The organism is Kordia periserrulae (genome assembly GCF_003054265.1).
GTDB classification, from domain to species: Bacteria; Bacteroidota; Bacteroidia; order Flavobacteriales; family Flavobacteriaceae; genus Kordia; species Kordia periserrulae.
In genome coordinates this window covers 138,675-155,013 of the sequence record NZ_QBKT01000008.1, presented here as the reverse complement: position 1 = coordinate 155,013, position 16,339 = coordinate 138,675, and the positions used below count along the sequence as shown (strand labels likewise).

General features: G+C 34.4%; 18 protein-coding genes, 3 tRNA genes and 1 pseudogene. 5 read left to right on the top strand and 17 right to left on the bottom strand.

Annotated features, from left to right (window positions below):
- Positions 1 to 1,337: 1,337 nt before the first annotated feature.
- The 6 genes from C8N46_RS20600 to C8N46_RS16160 form a co-directional block, all read right to left on the bottom strand.
- Positions 1,338 to 1,508: a hypothetical protein gene (locus tag C8N46_RS20600; RefSeq protein ID WP_158269181.1), complete on the bottom strand. Its 171-nt coding sequence runs from the start codon at positions 1,506 to 1,508 to the stop codon at positions 1,338 to 1,340.
- A 65-nt stretch (positions 1,509 to 1,573) separates the two neighbouring features.
- Positions 1,574 to 2,176 (bottom strand): hypothetical protein, encoded by a 603-nt coding sequence (locus C8N46_RS16180; RefSeq protein WP_146169849.1) that lies wholly within the window; start codon positions 2,174 to 2,176, stop codon positions 1,574 to 1,576.
- The gene (locus C8N46_RS16175; protein ID WP_108115962.1) at positions 2,173 to 3,099 is read right to left on the bottom strand and encodes a hypothetical protein; all 927 of its coding nucleotides are present in this window, start codon (positions 3,097 to 3,099) and stop codon (positions 2,173 to 2,175) included. The genes C8N46_RS16180 and C8N46_RS16175 overlap by 4 nt, the downstream gene beginning before the upstream one ends.
- Positions 3,100 to 3,135: 36 nt before the next feature.
- On the bottom strand, positions 3,136 to 3,891 hold the full coding sequence (locus C8N46_RS16170) for a PoNe immunity protein domain-containing protein (protein ID WP_108115961.1): 756 nt from the start codon (positions 3,889 to 3,891) through the stop codon (positions 3,136 to 3,138).
- Between the two features lie 17 nt (positions 3,892 to 3,908).
- Positions 3,909 to 4,745 carry a hypothetical protein gene (locus tag C8N46_RS16165; protein ID WP_108115960.1) on the bottom strand — a complete coding sequence of 279 codons (837 nt, stop codon included), beginning with the start codon at positions 4,743 to 4,745 and terminating at the stop codon, positions 3,909 to 3,911.
- Positions 4,663 to 5,874 (bottom strand): hypothetical protein, encoded by a 1,212-nt coding sequence (locus C8N46_RS16160; RefSeq protein WP_108115959.1) that lies wholly within the window; start codon positions 5,872 to 5,874, stop codon positions 4,663 to 4,665. Before C8N46_RS16160 ends, C8N46_RS16165 begins: the two co-directional genes overlap by 83 nt.
- A gap of 208 nt (positions 5,875 to 6,082) precedes the next feature.
- On the opposite strand from C8N46_RS16160, the gene C8N46_RS16155 reads away from it, so the two are divergent.
- The gene (locus C8N46_RS16155) at positions 6,083 to 6,508 is read left to right on the top strand and encodes a hypothetical protein (protein ID WP_108115958.1); all 426 of its coding nucleotides are present in this window, start codon (positions 6,083 to 6,085) and stop codon (positions 6,506 to 6,508) included.
- A 1-nt stretch (position 6,509) separates the two neighbouring features.
- On the opposite strand, the gene C8N46_RS20595 is transcribed toward C8N46_RS16155, so the two are convergent.
- Positions 6,510 to 6,671 carry a hypothetical protein gene (locus C8N46_RS20595; RefSeq protein WP_158269180.1) on the bottom strand — a complete coding sequence of 54 codons (162 nt, stop codon included), beginning with the start codon at positions 6,669 to 6,671 and terminating at the stop codon, positions 6,510 to 6,512.
- 358 nt (positions 6,672 to 7,029) lie between these two features.
- A complete protein-coding gene (locus C8N46_RS20590) occupies positions 7,030 to 7,179 on the bottom strand; it encodes a hypothetical protein (RefSeq protein ID WP_158269179.1) in 150 nt (49 codons plus the stop codon).
- A 1,123-nt stretch (positions 7,180 to 8,302) separates the two neighbouring features.
- Between C8N46_RS20590 and C8N46_RS16150 the strand changes: the two genes are divergently transcribed.
- Together C8N46_RS16150 and C8N46_RS21070 are read left to right on the top strand one after the other, a co-directional pair.
- A complete protein-coding gene (locus tag C8N46_RS16150) occupies positions 8,303 to 8,503 on the top strand; it encodes a hypothetical protein (RefSeq protein WP_108115957.1) in 201 nt (66 codons plus the stop codon).
- Positions 8,460 to 9,266: pseudogene (locus C8N46_RS21070) on the top strand (recombinase family protein); the annotation flags it as partial. The gene C8N46_RS16150 and the pseudogene C8N46_RS21070, both read left to right, overlap by 44 nt.
- A gap of 751 nt (positions 9,267 to 10,017) precedes the next feature.
- On the opposite strand, the gene C8N46_RS16140 reads toward C8N46_RS21070, so the two are convergent.
- The 3 genes from C8N46_RS16140 to C8N46_RS16130 form a co-directional block, all read right to left on the bottom strand.
- Positions 10,018 to 10,101 (bottom strand) — tRNA-Leu (locus tag C8N46_RS16140).
- A gap of 52 nt (positions 10,102 to 10,153) precedes the next feature.
- Positions 10,154 to 10,226 (bottom strand) — tRNA-Lys (locus tag C8N46_RS16135).
- Between the two features lie 115 nt (positions 10,227 to 10,341).
- Positions 10,342 to 10,414: transfer RNA gene (locus C8N46_RS16130), tRNA-Lys, on the bottom strand.
- A gap of 145 nt (positions 10,415 to 10,559) precedes the next feature.
- Here C8N46_RS16130 and C8N46_RS16125 point away from each other — a divergent pair.
- Positions 10,560 to 11,075, top strand: a complete 516-nt coding sequence (locus C8N46_RS16125) for a shikimate kinase (RefSeq protein WP_108115956.1) — start codon at positions 10,560 to 10,562, stop codon at positions 11,073 to 11,075.
- On the opposite strand, the gene C8N46_RS16120 is transcribed toward C8N46_RS16125, so the two are convergent.
- The gene (locus C8N46_RS16120) at positions 11,067 to 11,567 is read right to left on the bottom strand and encodes a phosphoribosyltransferase family protein (protein WP_108115955.1); all 501 of its coding nucleotides are present in this window, start codon (positions 11,565 to 11,567) and stop codon (positions 11,067 to 11,069) included. The two genes, C8N46_RS16125 and C8N46_RS16120, sit on opposite strands and share 9 nt — an antisense overlap.
- Before the next feature lie 36 nt (positions 11,568 to 11,603).
- The gene (locus C8N46_RS16115) at positions 11,604 to 11,996 is read right to left on the bottom strand and encodes an RNA-binding S4 domain-containing protein (RefSeq protein ID WP_108115954.1); all 393 of its coding nucleotides are present in this window, start codon (positions 11,994 to 11,996) and stop codon (positions 11,604 to 11,606) included.
- An 80-nt stretch (positions 11,997 to 12,076) separates the two neighbouring features.
- Between C8N46_RS16115 and C8N46_RS16110 the strand changes: the two genes are divergently transcribed.
- Complete coding sequence (locus tag C8N46_RS16110; protein WP_146169848.1) at positions 12,077 to 13,078, top strand: FKBP-type peptidyl-prolyl cis-trans isomerase; 1,002 nt, start codon at positions 12,077 to 12,079, stop codon at positions 13,076 to 13,078.
- A gap of 77 nt (positions 13,079 to 13,155) precedes the next feature.
- On the opposite strand, the gene C8N46_RS16105 is transcribed toward C8N46_RS16110, so the two are convergent.
- From C8N46_RS16105 to C8N46_RS16090, 4 genes are read right to left on the bottom strand one after another with little or no spacing between them, the layout of a single operon-like run.
- Positions 13,156 to 13,740, bottom strand: coding sequence for an outer membrane beta-barrel protein (locus C8N46_RS16105; RefSeq protein ID WP_108115952.1), 585 nt, complete (start codon positions 13,738 to 13,740; stop codon positions 13,156 to 13,158).
- 51 nt (positions 13,741 to 13,791) lie between these two features.
- The gene (locus C8N46_RS16100) at positions 13,792 to 14,745 is read right to left on the bottom strand and encodes a transketolase family protein (RefSeq protein WP_108115951.1); all 954 of its coding nucleotides are present in this window, start codon (positions 14,743 to 14,745) and stop codon (positions 13,792 to 13,794) included.
- A complete protein-coding gene (locus C8N46_RS16095; protein WP_108115950.1) occupies positions 14,742 to 15,464 on the bottom strand; it encodes a hypothetical protein in 723 nt (240 codons plus the stop codon). The genes C8N46_RS16100 and C8N46_RS16095 overlap by 4 nt, the downstream gene beginning before the upstream one ends.
- A 1-nt stretch (position 15,465) precedes the next feature.
- A complete protein-coding gene (locus C8N46_RS16090) occupies positions 15,466 to 16,311 on the bottom strand; it encodes a transketolase (protein ID WP_108115949.1) in 846 nt (281 codons plus the stop codon).
- Between the last annotated feature and the right edge of the window lie 28 nt (positions 16,312 to 16,339).

The window sequence follows — 16,339 nt, the reverse complement described above, 5'->3', positions numbered from 1 at the left end:
TACAGACAGAATAGGACAATGCCAACACCTATTGTTTTAGAAGTACTTGGCATTTGACGCCGTGAAAACCGTACAGACAGAATAGGACAATGCCAACACCTATTGTTTTAGAAGTACTTGGCATTTGACGCCGTGAAAACCGTACAGACAGAATAGGACAATGCCAACACCTATTGTTTTAGAAGTACTTGGCATTTGACGCCGTGAAAACTCATTTTCTAACCTCCTGCCAATCCGGCGTCGTTGTTTTAGAAGTACTTGGCATTTGACGCCGTGAAAACAGCCGTTGCTTTAAACACCTTGCCCTTGAATTTAAGTTTTAGAAGTACTTGGCATTTGACGTTGGGGACGAGCGTAAAAAAAAGGTCTAGTAGACCTTTTTAGCGAAGTAGCCAGCTGACGTGAAGGAGTTTGAAATTCAAGCTGAACTTGAAATTGACCATTTCAGAAGTACTTGGCATTTGACGCCGTGAAAACATTGTATTAAGGGTTAATAATAGTGATTACCTAAGTTTTAGAAGTACTTGGCATTTGACGCCGTGAAAACGTAGCAATCGACAATCGCCGTTGCCACCGCTTTGGTTTTAGAAGTACTTGGCATTTGACGCCGTGAAAACCTCACCAGCTTTCATTAACATAAGGCAACCAGCAGGTTTTAGAAGTACTTGGCATTTGACGTTGGGGACGAGCGTAAAGAAAAGGTCTGGTAGACCTTTTTAGCGAAGTAGCCAGCCTGCCGCGTTGGAATTTGAAACTGAAACTGAACTTGAACTTGAAAATTTTGAAGAAGTACTTGGCATTTGACGCCGTGAAAACAGAATGGCTGCGACAATCAAGATTACATTCCCAAGTTTTAGAAGTACTTGGCATTTGACGTTGGGGACGAGCGGAAGAAATAGGTCTTGTAGACCTATTGAGCGAGTAGCCAGCCTGCCGCGTGGGAAATTGAAGTTGAAACTAAACTTGAATTTAACAACTTTCAGAAGTACTTGGCATTTGACGCCGTGAAAACAAGCGATATAACGTGTTTATCTTGGGTTATCGTAAGTTTTAGAAGTACTTGGCATTTGACGTTGGGGACGAGCGTAAAGAAAAGGTCTGGTAGACCTTTTTAGCGAAGTAGCCAGCCTGCCGCGCGGGAATTTGGAATAAAAAGGTTTCTTGGAAAACTCTTGGCATTTGACGCCGTATAAAATTCAATAAAAAAACCTCAATCATCACAATTGAGGTTTTCAGCTTCAGAATAATTGTAGTTTTACGATAATTAGGATTAGGGTAAATTATTCTGTTAGTAGTAAATTAATTAGTGAAAAAATGATACTGTTCTTGACGTGTTTTTATTTATGTAATTCATCATCCCAATCAAAACGATGGATGTAATTATATATCACAATGGAAAGGAATATTAAAATTCCCAAACACCCTATGCCGATAATCAGCATTGATAGTTCCCATGTGGTAAATAGTTCAGAGGTTGCAAATTCAGTTTTTAAATTGTTAGTTGTCATTTTTAGGATTTAAAGTTGATTGATTTATGGCTATTGATCAACTTTAGGGAAATGATACTATTTGACTAATCGTTGGGTTTTGAGAAATGTTTACCTACGGTCAGCCATTCTCTTTGGATTCCTGTTTTTTCTATGAATTCTGTTTGTTTTTCGGGCGTTGCGTAGTCGATTACGTATGATTCATCTCCAATATCGAAATATGTAAATTTTCCTTTGGTATTGAATTCTTCTGTCAGATATACAAATCTTGATACAAACGAATCATCTACGTAATTCACCTTTAATAATTTCCATTTTTTAGCCATGCCGTTTACATCAAAAGCTATCCATTGAAATCCGTCACTATCGATAGAAAAGTTAATATTTTCAAACCTAAGTTCACCATCAGAAATCGCTTCTAATTGCGTCAATAAACTTATATAACCATTTTCCGTTCCGAGATAATCCAAGTTATGCCAAACTACATCTTTGCTAAATTGAAGACTCATTTTATTTTTATAGTCAGGCATTCTCCAACCCATATAAAAGTATAATTCACTGTATGGTTTTTGAGTAAAATACTCTTCCATTGTTGTAATGGTAGTATCAATAATTCCATTTTTTATTAGTTCTCTTTCAAAGTCTTTCAGCGTAGTTTTCGGATTGAACTCATACCCTAAACTTTTCAATACGTCCAATTGTTCTGCAAATGGTACAGGTTTTTTTTCTCTTCTTTTGGTGAATATGTAGCGCGTTCTTTTGCTTTTTGACTTTCAATAAGCAACTTGTATTCAGATAGTAAGCTATCTTTAGTTTTCTTAAATAAAGTCGCTAATTGTTTTTCATTTGCGTTGCTTTCATCAGCTAGTTTTACAATCTGTTTTTCAAAATATCTCCCTTTTAGTCCCGTTGCATAACTTTTTACATACATTGGAAAATATGTATTCAATATGTTGAGATTATTTTCTAAAGGATTGTACTTTGACTTGATTTTATCGGTCACATACATTTCATGAATGACTACATAATTTTGATTGAAGCCAATAAACTTTCTATCGTCATAACTCACAATAATTTTAAAGCATTCTACTCCAGCAATGGTTTTTGTATCTTCTTTATCTACAACAATATTCTTGTATGAACTGTTGTGAAATCTATATTCAGAAAGCACACGTTCCGCACTTAATGGTTTATATGTGTAACGATTGAGATATTGCCCAGTTTCACGATCTAATAAAAACGGTTTTTCATGAAATTCATATACTTTTATCATGGTATCTGATAAAATCCATCGGTTGAATTTCGGTCTTCGCCAATCGTTTCCTGTATTGTAATCAAGAGCAATCATGTTTGCAATTCTATTGCTACTCAAACGATCTTCAAGATTTGCATATTGAGAATTTCTGCTGCTATCAGGATTGCTCAGAAAATCATTTGCAACTATAGAATCGCTTATGCGCAAGTAATTTTCAGCATCTTTTTGAAAAGCATCTTCATTGTGCAATACAGTTTTAAAGATTGCATGAATTTCTCCATTAAATTGCTTCTTTTCTTCTTGTGAAAAAGAAAAAGCAACCCCTAAAAGAAATAATATATAAATGCTGTTTTTCATTACTTAAACTACGGAGTTTTAGATGTACAAATTGTGTTATATTAATCTGTCAGGATAAAACTCATTATCGCGAAATAAACTATCATCCAAGTCTTTCATTTTGACTAATGCAGCAACTTCAAACGCCCAATATCCATAAAAAGCGTTGGGATATTTTTTATGACTATCGTACCATGAAAAATCTTTGTGCGTTTTGTACCAATACTTATCCAAATATTGCTTCAAGTTCTTTGAAAGAGTTGTTTTGTCATCGTTTTCTAAAATATCAACAATCCGTTTGTTCATCTTTGGAATGGCAAAAAACTTTATGTATGATTCTTCGGTTATTTTCTCTCTATCGGGAAAATAATAGCGAATGAAATGTTCGTATAAAAAGTCTTTCACATTATCTCTATCAATCAATTGAACTATTGTTGCGAATTTGTCTTTAGATACGTCAAAAATAACTGCCAATGACATTATCATCAACATTTGATGATACGCATCTAAACTGTATTGATGTAACTCAATCCTTTTTCTTCCATGAAACACTTTAACCTTATCTTGAACCCAATACTCAGGCAACTTCAAAATCAGTTCTTCTAGTTTTTCTTTTAAAAATGAATTGTCCGATTTTGTAGCATATAAAATGTTGAACAAATTGGTATATTTTACAATTTGGACTCTTTTAACAGCATCAACTCGTTCAGGAAGAATTTTGTTATTCCTTAAATCTTCCTTTGATGCTTCTATGATTCGTAAAAGGTCTTCTTTAGAAGCAGATAATGTTTTGATATCTAAATTTTTATTCATAACTCAAAGATATAAATTTAGGGAGTGAAATTTCCTGCATTTCCTAAAATTACATAACCATCCGCACCAATTTTTCTATATACAACTGTTCCGTCAGGATATGCCTTTGCTAGTATTCTTTCGTAACCATTGTTGATAATATCATTGTACAAATCTGCATCTTGCCCGATTGCGTTAAATAATCTATCTCCACCAACAATCCAATCATCACTCATTTGCCTTGTACCATCTGCTAACGTGCTTAGTGAAGACGAGCCTGTATATTTTGATTCCACTATTAAATATTGCCCAGTTTCAGGATTTTTAAATACATGGTCAATTCCTTGACTCGTCGGTGTGTCTATATTGGAAATTCTGTTTACATGTAAATCTTGATAGCCTTTGCTAATTAAGTCAACATCAGTTGCCATTTCTCCAAAATTTCCTTTTCTGAGATTTGACATTGTACTCACGACACCTTTGTATTCTTTGACTAATTTTCTTTGAACTTTGAAAATAGTTGTCGTAAATCGTCTAACGATTGGAATGGAAGCGTCAATAGTTTGCCCTGCTCTTTTTACGATTTTGAATACTTTTCCAAATGGTGTGTTATCAATTAAAATAGATATTCCCGAAACGGCTCTGCTTTGCTCAACACCATCGAAATCTTTTCCGTCAATGAGAATTACAAAATCTTCTAAAGGCGTACAATACCGAACGCCTACTTGAACCGCACCCCAAAAGTTTGTCCATAAATGACTGAGATCAACACTAGGATATTGATTGTAAGGTTCAGGAATTGTGAAAAGTCGCTTGTTTTTCTTTACTGTTGTAAAATATTCGTTCGTCAGGCTCTGTTGTGAAGCTATTGCCATCTTCATCAATAGTTCTTGCAAAATCACCATATAAAATAGTGTCACCATTTAAAAGTTTGACTTCGGTGTATGTATAACCTCTTGAATAATCTACTTCGTGTCGAATTTGGCTAAATTGTAACGACGGAATATTATTGAAAGAACCTGAATAGTCTTGCCATTGCGTTGACGATGATTCTGATTTGACAAGTAAATAGGCTTCTAAATCTGTATTGGGCAAATGTCCTTCTTCGTCCAAGAATTTTATCATTTCTTCCTTGAACTCAATATTTTCAGGTTGATTGAGCCATTCTGTCATTTCTAATGACATGGCATCTATATTTACAATAGAAAAAGTTCTTGGCGGATTTGGTACAACTAAAGGATTTTGTGTAGTCGTGTCGCCTGAGTTAGTTCCCGAAGTTGAGTAGTCTCCGCTATTTGTTGAATTTTCAACAGGATTGCCGCCAGTAGCATAAGGAATATCTTGTAAAGAGTATTCGTCATCATTACAAATAGTAACACTTTCATCCCAATAGTAGCCTTCTGTACAATTTGAACCACCTATGTGTACATTTCCCGTTTCTTCTCCAAAAGTGCAATACCTGATTGTAAATGTTTCACAATCTTCTGCTTCTCCAATTTTTAGATACTCTAAACTACCGTCATAGTTTACAATTTCTTTACTAATATTACCTAAAAATGGTGTTTGTTCATTCGTGCTGACTGCTTGTATATAAGTATCTTCGGGGTGATAGGTAAGAATAAAAGCCTGAGTAGGTTCTGTATCGCTAAAACTAACTATCAGATTACTAAATGTTTTTGCTTTTTGATGGTGCTTATGAATAGGAATCGAAAATGTTTCTACACCATCTTTTTCTTGAATATACAAGTCTTGGTCGTTGATAATATCAAAACCATTAGCAGTTTCCAATGAAGTTGTTTTACTACCAACTTCGTCGTTAGGTTTCTTATTAAGTGTTTCAACAAATGAGTTAAGTTTGCTGAAATTCTCAATTCTCCCTTTTTCCAAATGAGAGTGTTCATCATGTACAATAATTTGATCATCACTTTGACAACCAAATAATAATAGAGAAATTCCAAAAAATAGAATTCCTAGTTTTAAATAATTTGCGAGTTTTTGCTTCATAATTTTAACATTAGAATTAGTTATTTTATTAAGCAATACAGTTTTAAGGGAAAGGGGAATCTCTAGGGTGTAACAAACATCATACTATGAAAAGACAAAGGTTTACCGCCTTGAAACTTTGCGTTTTGACACAAGGTTTCGTGTTTTTTTCATAGATTTACAATGTAACATATCAAAAATAGTCTAAATTTAGACTTTAAACAAAAAAATGGACAAAATTTTATCACCTATAAAAAGTAGAGTGCTTCAATATATTGATAGTCAAGGATTAACAAAGAAAAGTTTTTTTGAAAAAACAGGTATTTCTGCATCTAACTTTAAAGGAAAAGGCGCTCAAAGTGAATTAGGAGGTGATAAAATAGTCACTATTTTGACTATTTATAAAAATATTAACCCATATTGGTTGTTATTAGGAAAAGGAAATATGCTAAGTGAATTAGCAGAAGGTTCTGAAATAGAGTCTAAAAATAAAAGTACTATAGAAACTATAATTGCGCGTAGTGTAGTAAAACTTGTGAGTCCTTTACTTGATGATATGCGAACTGATATAAAATTATTGGTCAAGAATATTGGAGAACTTAGGCTCGACTTTGATGATTACAAAGAAGAGCAAGCTGAAAAGCAGAAAAACTAAACTACTTATTATTTTCTTTATCAATAAAATTAACAACTGAATCGCCCAATCCTTTTAAAGTTTCTCGCAGTATTTTCTTAATAGCTTTTCTTTCTTCAGCAGAATATGCCATTTTGTTTTCTAAAAAGAAATCTATTTCCTTTAAAATATTCTTATTACTCATTCGTGTACTCTTTTCGCTTGCGGGTAAAATAAAATATGATTAAGGCTATAAACAATAGTAGGGAGACAACGAATTTAAAATTGAAATCGTTGTATGATGTAGTTTGTAAGCTAAAAACTCTTATTAATAATTGGTAAGTGGTCATTAAAATTGGCAACCAAATCACGAATCGCCATATTTTTCCTTTAGCTAATTAGCTAATATATACACAAGAATCCAGACTAATAAAAATCTCAATTCAGAATTGACAGTATAAAAATATACCCGAAGGGACGATTTTCCTATTTTTCCGCTCCCTTTGGGTATAAGATCGTGTAGATATATTAGTAATGTCGTTACTATAATAAAAGCAACTATTTTATATATCGTCGTCCGTGATTTCGCCGTCTTCAATTGCTTGTACATTGTTAATTGAATCTTCTTCTGTTATTGAATCTACTTCAGTACAACTATAGTTGCTGAAAATAAATAATGCTACTACTGCTAAAAAATAACTTCTTGTTTTCATAATGTAAATATTTTAGATTTTTGTTACACTCAAATCTACCATTTACATATATAAAACAGAAATACACTTATTTATTTTTAGTGTTCTTTCGTTACACTACGTAAGTAATAACAACAACAAACATAAATAATTTACAGTAATTATTCGCCAAAAAGGATAAAATATTGACCTCAAAGAGTAAAAATTAACACGAATGAATTAGAATACGAATGAATTTTATGGTTTTCCGTAAATAATTTTGCAACAGTTTGCAACAATTAGCAACAACTTGCAACAAGAATCAATGTAAAAATCTTATAAAAAAAAGCTGTTTGCTACTTAAAATGCAACGATTAGCAACAAAACGCAACAGTTTGCAACAAGTCGCAACAAGAAACAACAACTTTGAACAAGTTTCAAGGGCATTGATTCTATCTTATATTATCTATTTTTGATACTTGCTATACCTAAATAAATGACTATCAATCAGTTTCAATTAAAATCAATTGAATCCTGAAACGGTTTGCAACGAAAAGTAACAACTTGCAACAAGAATCAATGTTGTCTTATCCTGATTTTCCCTTACAGTTATTTAGTTATGTTACTAAAAAACTATAAGATTGGGTTTCGCAACAACTTGCAACAAAACGCAACAATTTGCAACAAGTGGAAATTTCACAATAGTTACTGATTCCATATTTGTTTTAATCAGTCCTATCCGACATAATCTGTCACAATCCTTCATTATCCGACACTATCCTACATTATGAAGTAAGCATATTATCGAAAAATACAATCTTTGAAAAGGTTCTTTCAAAGAACTAGTTTTTAAAAAAAAGTAATATAATCTCGTCGAATCTAATCGAATCTGGTCAAATCCAATCAAATCCAGTCGAATCGCGAAAAGTGTATTTTTTTCTTTTCATCTTTGAAAGACTACAGAAGAGTTACTAAATAAAAATTAAAAAGTGTTTATTGATTTAAAATAGTAAGATTTTAACTGTTAATTAATAGGAGAAGTGTTGGTAGTTGTTTCAATTCTTCGTAATATTAAATGTGATTTTAAGCAATCTTACAATTTCAAATCAAGGAACAGAAACAAACCTTTTATCAATCACGGTTTGTAGTAGACTTGTTTCTTTGTATGGAAAATGTAAAAGACATATCAACGCTAAAAACAATCTCCGTTGAAGAATTAAAAAGCTTCGATGGTTTGACTGATATATCTTTGGAAGAAGCTGAACATATCATACAAACGCTAAAAGAATTGGCATTATTAACACATCAAATTATTACCGAAAATGAGCAATCTTCAACAATTTCAAATCTTCGCAAAGCAGAATAAGAAAAAGGTAATTACAAAAAATGAAGCCGTTATCTACACTAGGGTTTCGGGTTCACAGCAGGAAGACAATACAAGTTTGGAAAGTCAAAAGATACAATGCACGCAATACGCAACACGACTCAATTTAGATATTAAAGAATATTTTGGCGGAACGTATGAAAGTGCAAAAACGGATGACCGAAAAGAATTTAAAAAGATGATTTCGTATGTAAAGAAGAAAAGAATTGCTTTTATCATCGTGTATAGTATTGATCGATTTTCACGTGCGGGTGCAAGTGCCATCACAATGGTTGAAGAATTAAAACGAATCGGTATCAATGTACTTTCTGTGACGCAACCCGTCGATGTGGAAACATCAACAGGAATGTTTTTTCAAAATCTGAATCTACTTTTTAGTAAATACGATAATGACCAACGCCGCGACAAAACCATCATGGGAATGCGTCAGCGACTTTTGAATGGATATTGGATGGGAAAAGCACCGTTTGGGTATAAAAATGCGAGAGACGAGAAAAATACTCCGATTATTGTCAAAGATGAAAAGGCAAAAATTATTAGAAATATATTTCTTTGGAAAGTCAATGAAGGACTAACCAATACACAAATTGTTGAGCGACTTCAAAAGCAAGGCATAAAAATGTTCAGACAACACATAACCAAAATATTTAAAAATCCTGTGTATTGCGGACTCATTGCACACAATTTATTAAATGGAGAAATCATAGAAGGAAAGCATCCAGCAATTGTGTCAAAAGAACTATTTCTGAAAGCTAGTGGTTTACAATTGAACAATCCTCACAATTACAAACAACATAAAGCAAATATCAATCTTCCATTAAAAGGTGGCTTTGTAAGATGTAGTAAGTGCAATAGAGCTTTGACGGGCTATATTGTCAAAAAGAAAAACATTCATTATTACAAATGTGGCACAAAATCTTGTTGTACTAATAAAAGTGCAAAAGCACTAAACAATCAATTTATAGAAATACTGAATTCGTACCAAATTGATAAGAGATTAATCGCGCCAATAAAAAAGCAATTGAAGTACACATTTGATTATTTTTCAAATTCAAATAAAGACAATACAGCGAGTTTAAAATACAATCTCAAGATATTAAAGGAAAAGTTGGAGAAGATTCAAGAGCGTTTCGCTATTGGGGAAATTGACAATTCAATCTACGATAAGTTTTCCATCAAATTCAAAAATGAGATAAACGAAATCGAGAAAGAAATACAAAAAACGAGTTTAGAAAAGTCGAACCTTGAAAACTATATTGAAAAATCTTTAAAGTTAGCTTGTAACTTACATACAATGTGGAGTTTAGGAGGTTACACGGAAAAGCAGAAATTACAAAACCTATTGTTTCCTAACGGAATCTACTTTAACAAAGAAAATGATAGCTGTCGAACCACAAAACCGAATAGTGTACTGGAGTTAATAAGTTCATTATCAGTAGTTACGAACAAAAATAAAAAAGGACAAAAAAACGAAAACGTTCATTTGTCCCATTCAGTACCGAAGATGGGACTCGAACCCACACGCTCTAATGAACACATGGCCCTCAACCATGCCTGTCTACCAATTCCAGCACTTCGGTAAATGTGCTTTGCAAAAATAAAAAAAGTTAAGCAATTGCTTAACTCATTTTGTGACCTGGCTGGGGCTCGAACCCAGGACCCTCTCCTTAAAAGGGAGATGCTCTACCAACTGAGCTACCAGGTCGTAAGACCTTTTGACCTTTGTCACTTGGCTGGGGCTTATTTCAGTAAGTTTACTATAAACTTATCGCCCCAAAGTGCTTTTAGCACTCAAAGTCATTCGACTTTATGTCACTTTGTGACCTGGCTGGGGCTCGAACCCAGGACCCTCTCCTTAAAAGGGAGATGCTCTACCAACTGAGCTACCAGGTCAATCAAAAAGAATAAATATCTCTTTCCGAATGCGGGTGCAAATATAACATCATAATTTTATTTTTCAAGGCTTTTTTAATATAAATTTGTCTTTTTTTTTCTGATTTTTGTAAGGGCTTAAAAATAAATTATTTATAATAGTAAAATGACAATTGTACTTTTAGGATATATGGCAAGTGGAAAGACTGCGGTTTCAAAATTATTAGGAACTGCATTAGAAATGCCTGTAATTGATTTAGACAATTATATAGAACAAAAAGAAGAGAAAACCATTGCTGAGATTTTTGAAACACAGGGAGAAATTTACTTTCGAATGAAAGAACATCAGTATCTCAAAGAAGTTTTGGAAATGCAAACAGATATAATTTTGTCTTTAGGCGGTGGAACACCTTGTTATGCTAATAATATGAATTTAATTCATGAGTACACGATTGATACGTTTTATTTGCAGACATCCATCAAAGAAATTATCAGTAGAGTGAAAGACGAAAAATCAAAAAGACCGTTAATTCGTAATATTTCTGATGAAGATTTGCCAGAATTTATTGGAAAACATCTTTTTGAACGCAATGTGTTTTATCAACAAGCGACACACAACGTTGTAACTGACTGTAAAACAGTTGAAGAAATAGTAGCGGAAATTAAAAAACTCCTAAATTAAATATGCAGTGTCTTCTTCTGCAAATACCACATCAATATGTTCTTGGATGGAAGTAGATAAAGAAATGCCTTTAAAATCAGCTTTTATAGGATACTTTTTATGATTTCGATTGACCAGCACTGCCGTTTTAAAATTCTTTAAAGGCACATCTAAAAAATGTTTTACACCATAAATTAAGGTCGTTCCAGAGTTTAAAACATCGTCAACTAATACCAAAGGTTTGTTGATGTAATCGGTAATTTCTAATGAAGTTCGGATAGGATTTAGCGGATTCAACTTGTCAATAACAACTTCACACAACGTAATGGTAGCATCTGTGATTTTTTCTAATTCTGTCTTTATTTTTTGCGAAAAAACAAATCCATTATCAGCAATTCCAGCAATGATAATTTCTTCTTCGTTCACATTCGATTCCAGAATTTGATAGGCAATGCGGCGCGTTTTATGTTGAATTTGCTGGTGATTTAGAATGATATTTCCCGTTACAGTCATGTAGTACGATTTTAAATCTCGGTTTATCGAGTAAAATTAAGAATAACTTTCATCATGGTCAAAACTATCATCGAGATATTCATCAATTTCACGGCGATCCTTTTTAGTAGGTCTTCCCGTTCCTTGTTTGCGATAATGGTCTTTAGCGTGTTTTAACAATTCTAAATGATCAAAATTTTCTTTCGGAGTCGTATCCACACGATAAATATCAACTAACTTAGCGCCAACGCGACTCGGCGGAATGTCTAACACGGTTAAATGACGCGTTATTTGATCTTTTCGAACCTCAATTTTATCCGTTGCATACACTTCTCTTGATGGCTTTACTGTAGCACCATTTACCTTAACATGTCCCTTTTTACAAGCTGTTGTTGCTATATTTCGTGTCTTGTAATAACGCACACACCATAAGTATTTATCTATCCTCATACAAAATCTCTAAAAACTGCGTTAAAGAATATACAAAAGTAGGATAAAATTGTATCTTGCACCCCAAAATTTAAAAAACAATGATGAAGTTTGTAAAATTTACATTTGTAACAATAGTTGCTATAGTAGCTGTTTTAGCGTGTAAAAGAGATGATGATCCAGTCACATTTGCGGAATTACGCGATAGAGGCGAACAGCAAATTGAAGACCAAGCAGCTTTGCTGGAATTTCTTAGCACGCACTTTTACAATTATGAGGATTTTGATTTGACAAATCCTGAAAGTCCTGCTAATGATGATGTGCGAATTGTTTTTGACACAATTGCAGGCGTAAATGCAGACAAAATTCCGTTAATCAATCAGGTTGAAGAGCGCACCACAACGTACTTCGATGTTGAATATAAATATTACATCTTAAAAGTGCGTGAAGGTGGCGGTAAGTCATTTTCAAATTTTGACGCTGTTGGTTTGGTGTATCACGGGCAATTGTTAGATTTGTCAACATTTGACTTGCGTTTGACACGATTCCAAATTCCGCTGGTAAGTGCTGGTTCTAGTACGGTTAGAGGTTTCCAATTGGGAATTCCAGAATTTAAAACTGCAGAAGGTTTTGTAGAAGATGAAGATGGCTTCTTGCAACCGAGAAACGGAGGGATAGGCGCCGTTTTTATGCCATCAGGAATGGGATATTTCAACTTGTTTGAACCTGGCATTCCAGAATATTCACCATTAATCTTCTCATTTAACATTTTTGATGTTGAGTTTTTAGATACTGAATTGGACGGATTGTTAACGTCAATGGAAGATTTAGACAATGATAAAGATGTGTCTGACGATGATACAGATGGCGATGGTTTTCCAAACTTTAGAGATTCTGACGATGACGGCGACGGAACACCAACCGTTAACGAAATCGTTCAAAATACGTACACGCTCAATCCTGGAGATGCAGAACCAACCTATGCAGCAAATGAAATCATTAAAACGCGAGATACAAATAGTGAAGGAGTGACCACAATCAGAACGGTAGTTTTAACAGATACAGATGGTGACGGAATTCCAGATTATTTAGATGCGAATTAAGTAATCACGAAATAGTATAAAATAGAAAAGCACTTCCGTAAAAAGAAGTGCTTTTCTATTTTTATAAAGAAGATTTTTTACAATCGTAAAGACAAACTAAAAATCAACTGGCTTGGGCGAGAATCCAACGTTCCGATGCGAACATTGTTAGAATCTAAAATACTAGCTTCATTCTCAGTAAAACCTCTTTCGTAACGAACGTCCAATCCAATGTTTCCAAATTTTACAGCAGCTCCAAAATTGAATCCGACCGTAAAATCATTTTCAACATCTGAAATGGTCACATCATCAAAACCGTTGTCTAAGGTATATTGAAATGCAGGTCCAGCAAAAACACTCAACGGTCCAATGATTTTTAAACCTAACAATACAGGCACATCAATTTTAGACATGTCGTAATTGTTAGAACCGTATTCGCTTTGCGTTTTTGTGTATACAACTTCTGGACGCAAGTATAATTTACTAAAATTGATATCGTAATAGGCACCAATGTGATAACCAATTTTCGCGTCTCCGCTATCTTCAATGATATTTTCTCCAGCAGTCGCAATTTCACGCAATTCTCCGTTTGAACTGAAATTCAATCCTGCTTTTACTCCAAACTGCGCAAAGCAACTCATTGAAGCAAAGAATAATAGTAAACATAATAGGTTGTTTTTCATGATGTTAATGTTTAATGTTATACAAATACAAACGATTTTTTTCAGAAAGTATTATTTTCTTGCGATAACTTTCTGTGAAGCTTTTACAATAGCTGCTGCATTTAAACCGTACTTTTCCATCAATTGCGCAGGCGTTCCCGATTCTCCAAAAGTGTCATTCGTCGCTACAAATTCTTGAGGAGTTGGTTGGTGTAATGCCAATGTTCTAGCAACGCTTTCGCCCAATCCGCCCAAGAAATTATGCTCTTCTGCCGTTACGACACAACCTGTTTTTGCTACCGAATTTAAAATCGCTTCCTCGTCTAATGGTTTTATGGTGTGAATGTTAATCACTTCCGCAGAAATGCCAGCTGCTTCCAACGTTTCAGCTGCTTGCAACGCTTCCCAAACCAAATGTCCCGTTGCGATGATAGTTACATCAGTTCCTTCCGTTAATTGCACTGCTTTTCCAATTTCAAACTTTTGATTCTCTGGAGTGAAATTTGCTACTTTCGGACGCCCGAAACGCAAATATACTGGCCCGTGATGTGCAGCAATTGCTAAGGTAGCCGCTTTCGTCTGATTGTAATCGCACGTATTAATGACGGTCATACCTGGCAACATTTTCATCAAGCCTATGTCTTCTAAAATTTGATGCGTAGCGCCATCTTCTCCTAACGTAATTCCCGCATGCGATGCACAAATTTTCACATTCTTATCAGAATATGCCACTGATTGACGAATTTGATCGTACACACGTCCCGTAGAAAAGTTGGCAAACGTTCCTGTGAATGGAATCTTTCCACCGATGGTCATTCCTGCGGCAATGCCAATCATGTTTGCTTCTGCAATTCCAATCTGAAAAAAGCGCTCTGGATGATTATTTTTAAAGTCATCCATCTTTAGCGAGCCAGTTAAATCGGCACAAAGTGCTACTACATTTGGGTTTGTCTTTCCAAGCTCTGTCAATCCGTCTCCGAATCCTGAGCGTGTATCTTTACTTCCTGTGTTGGTATATTTTTTCATTCTTTTATTTCTAGTGTGTTGTTAATTGTAATAGTTCTTGAAATTTTCTTGATGCTGATAGCTTTTAAAATGACTTCGTTTTGTGGACCTGATCCTGACAATTGTAAAATAACTCCTTTTGGGAAATTAGTTGTAATCTTTCCATCATTTTCGTCATCTATCATTAAATCAAAAAGTGCTCTTAATAATTCATCATTATCAATTGGGTACTCTTCAGCGAAAACTAAACTAATTTTGTTTTTTTCTTCAGGCAAGTTATCAGGATACACTTTGTAAACTGGATATTCTTTGTTTAACAGTGTAGCTTTATCTTCAGATTTTTCACTAAGTAAACTAAAAGATTCCTTAAAAGGAGCAGGATTGACTCTACCTGGCAAAAAAGCAGTTAGGTTCATCTTTATAAAAAAAGAAAAATTGTCACTATTCAGATTCATATATACTTTTGTTGTTTTAGAATCATAAATGACATCTAATACCATATCTTTGGTCATAAGGTTGTTCTCTTGTGGAAGCATAATAGAAAACCTATCAAATAATTTCTTAAAATCTGTCCACACGTAGCGTCCCGTCTTATCAAATGCTATGGTAAGTGTATCTTTTCCCTTCATGCCATTAGGAATTTCATAGCTAACTTCATAATCAAAATTTGCCGTAAACGTTTCCTGTGCAAAAAGGAGCGAGCCAGTTAAAAAAACAACTATATATAAAAACTGCTTCATCCTAATAATCCCCTAAAGTTTCTGGATTTTGCGCTAAAGCAGATTCCAATTGTTCGTCATTTGGTGCTTTTCCGTGCCAAGCATGTGTGTGCATCATAAAATCAACGCCATTCCCCATTTCTGTGTGTAACAATACACAAACTGGTTTGCCTTTTCCTGTTCTAGCTTTAGCTTCCGCCATACCGTCTTTAATCGCTTGAATGTTGTTTCCGTCAGTAATTTCTAAAACGTCCCAACCAAAGGCTTCAAACTTTGCAGTCAACGAACCTAAAGGCAATACATCGTCAGTAGCACCGTCAATTTGTTTTTGATTGTAATCAATTGTTGCAATATAATTATCGACGTTGTTTCCTGCGGCGTACATAGCAGCTTCCCACACTTGACCTTCTTGCAATTCACCATCTCCGTGTAATGAATACACCAAATGGTCATCGCCGTTTAACTTTTTGGTCAAGGCAGTTCCAATAGCGACCGACATTCCTTGTCCCAACGAACCTGAAGCAATTCGGATGCCTGGCAAACCTTCATGCGTAGTTGGATGTCCTTGCAAGCGCGAATCTAACAAGCGAAACGTGTTTAATTCTTCTACAGGAAAATAACCTCTACGCGCCAACACACTGTAAATTACAGGTGAAATATGACCGTTTGATAAAAAGAATACATCTTCGTTTTTGCCATCCATATCGAAACCGTCGTTCAGTTTCATGATGTCGTTGTAAAGGGTAACTAAAAATTCAGCACAACCGAGCGAACCTCCTGGATGTCCAGAATTCACTTTATGTACCATTCTCAAGATATCTCTGCGTACTTGAGTCACTAAATTTTCTAACGATTTGTTATCAGACATTGTGTATGTGTTAGTAGTTTTTTTAAAG

Bases quoted from the DNA above. Each gene is read 5' to 3' on its own strand.
- C8N46_RS20600 (WP_158269181.1), bottom strand. From the start codon at position 1,508: ATGACAACTAACAATTTAAAAACTGAATTTGCAACCTCTGAACTATTT.
- C8N46_RS16175 (WP_108115962.1), bottom strand. From the start codon at position 3,099: ATGAAAAACAGCATTTATATATTATTTCTTTTAGGGGTTGCTTTTTCT.
- C8N46_RS16170 (WP_108115961.1), bottom strand. From the start codon at position 3,891: ATGAATAAAAATTTAGATATCAAAACATTATCTGCTTCTAAAGAAGAC.
- C8N46_RS16165 (WP_108115960.1), bottom strand. From the start codon at position 4,745: ATGGCAATAGCTTCACAACAGAGCCTGACGAACGAATATTTTACAACA.
- C8N46_RS16160 (WP_108115959.1), bottom strand. From the start codon at position 5,874: ATGAAGCAAAAACTCGCAAATTATTTAAAACTAGGAATTCTATTTTTT.
- C8N46_RS16155 (WP_108115958.1), top strand. From the start codon at position 6,083: ATGGACAAAATTTTATCACCTATAAAAAGTAGAGTGCTTCAATATATT.
- C8N46_RS20595 (WP_158269180.1), bottom strand. From the start codon at position 6,671: ATGAGTAATAAGAATATTTTAAAGGAAATAGATTTCTTTTTAGAAAAC.
- C8N46_RS20590 (WP_158269179.1), bottom strand. From the start codon at position 7,179: ATGAAAACAAGAAGTTATTTTTTAGCAGTAGTAGCATTATTTATTTTC.
- C8N46_RS16150 (WP_108115957.1), top strand. From the start codon at position 8,303: ATGGAAAATGTAAAAGACATATCAACGCTAAAAACAATCTCCGTTGAA.
- C8N46_RS16125 (WP_108115956.1), top strand. From the start codon at position 10,560: ATGACAATTGTACTTTTAGGATATATGGCAAGTGGAAAGACTGCGGTT.
- C8N46_RS16120 (WP_108115955.1), bottom strand. From the start codon at position 11,567: ATGACTGTAACGGGAAATATCATTCTAAATCACCAGCAAATTCAACAT.
- C8N46_RS16115 (WP_108115954.1), bottom strand. From the start codon at position 11,996: ATGAGGATAGATAAATACTTATGGTGTGTGCGTTATTACAAGACACGA.
- C8N46_RS16110 (WP_146169848.1), top strand. From the start codon at position 12,077: ATGATGAAGTTTGTAAAATTTACATTTGTAACAATAGTTGCTATAGTA.
- C8N46_RS16105 (WP_108115952.1), bottom strand. From the start codon at position 13,740: ATGAAAAACAACCTATTATGTTTACTATTATTCTTTGCTTCAATGAGT.
- C8N46_RS16100 (WP_108115951.1), bottom strand. From the start codon at position 14,745: ATGAAAAAATATACCAACACAGGAAGTAAAGATACACGCTCAGGATTC.
- C8N46_RS16095 (WP_108115950.1), bottom strand. From the start codon at position 15,464: ATGAAGCAGTTTTTATATATAGTTGTTTTTTTAACTGGCTCGCTCCTT.
- C8N46_RS16090 (WP_108115949.1), bottom strand. From the start codon at position 16,311: ATGTCTGATAACAAATCGTTAGAAAATTTAGTGACTCAAGTACGCAGA.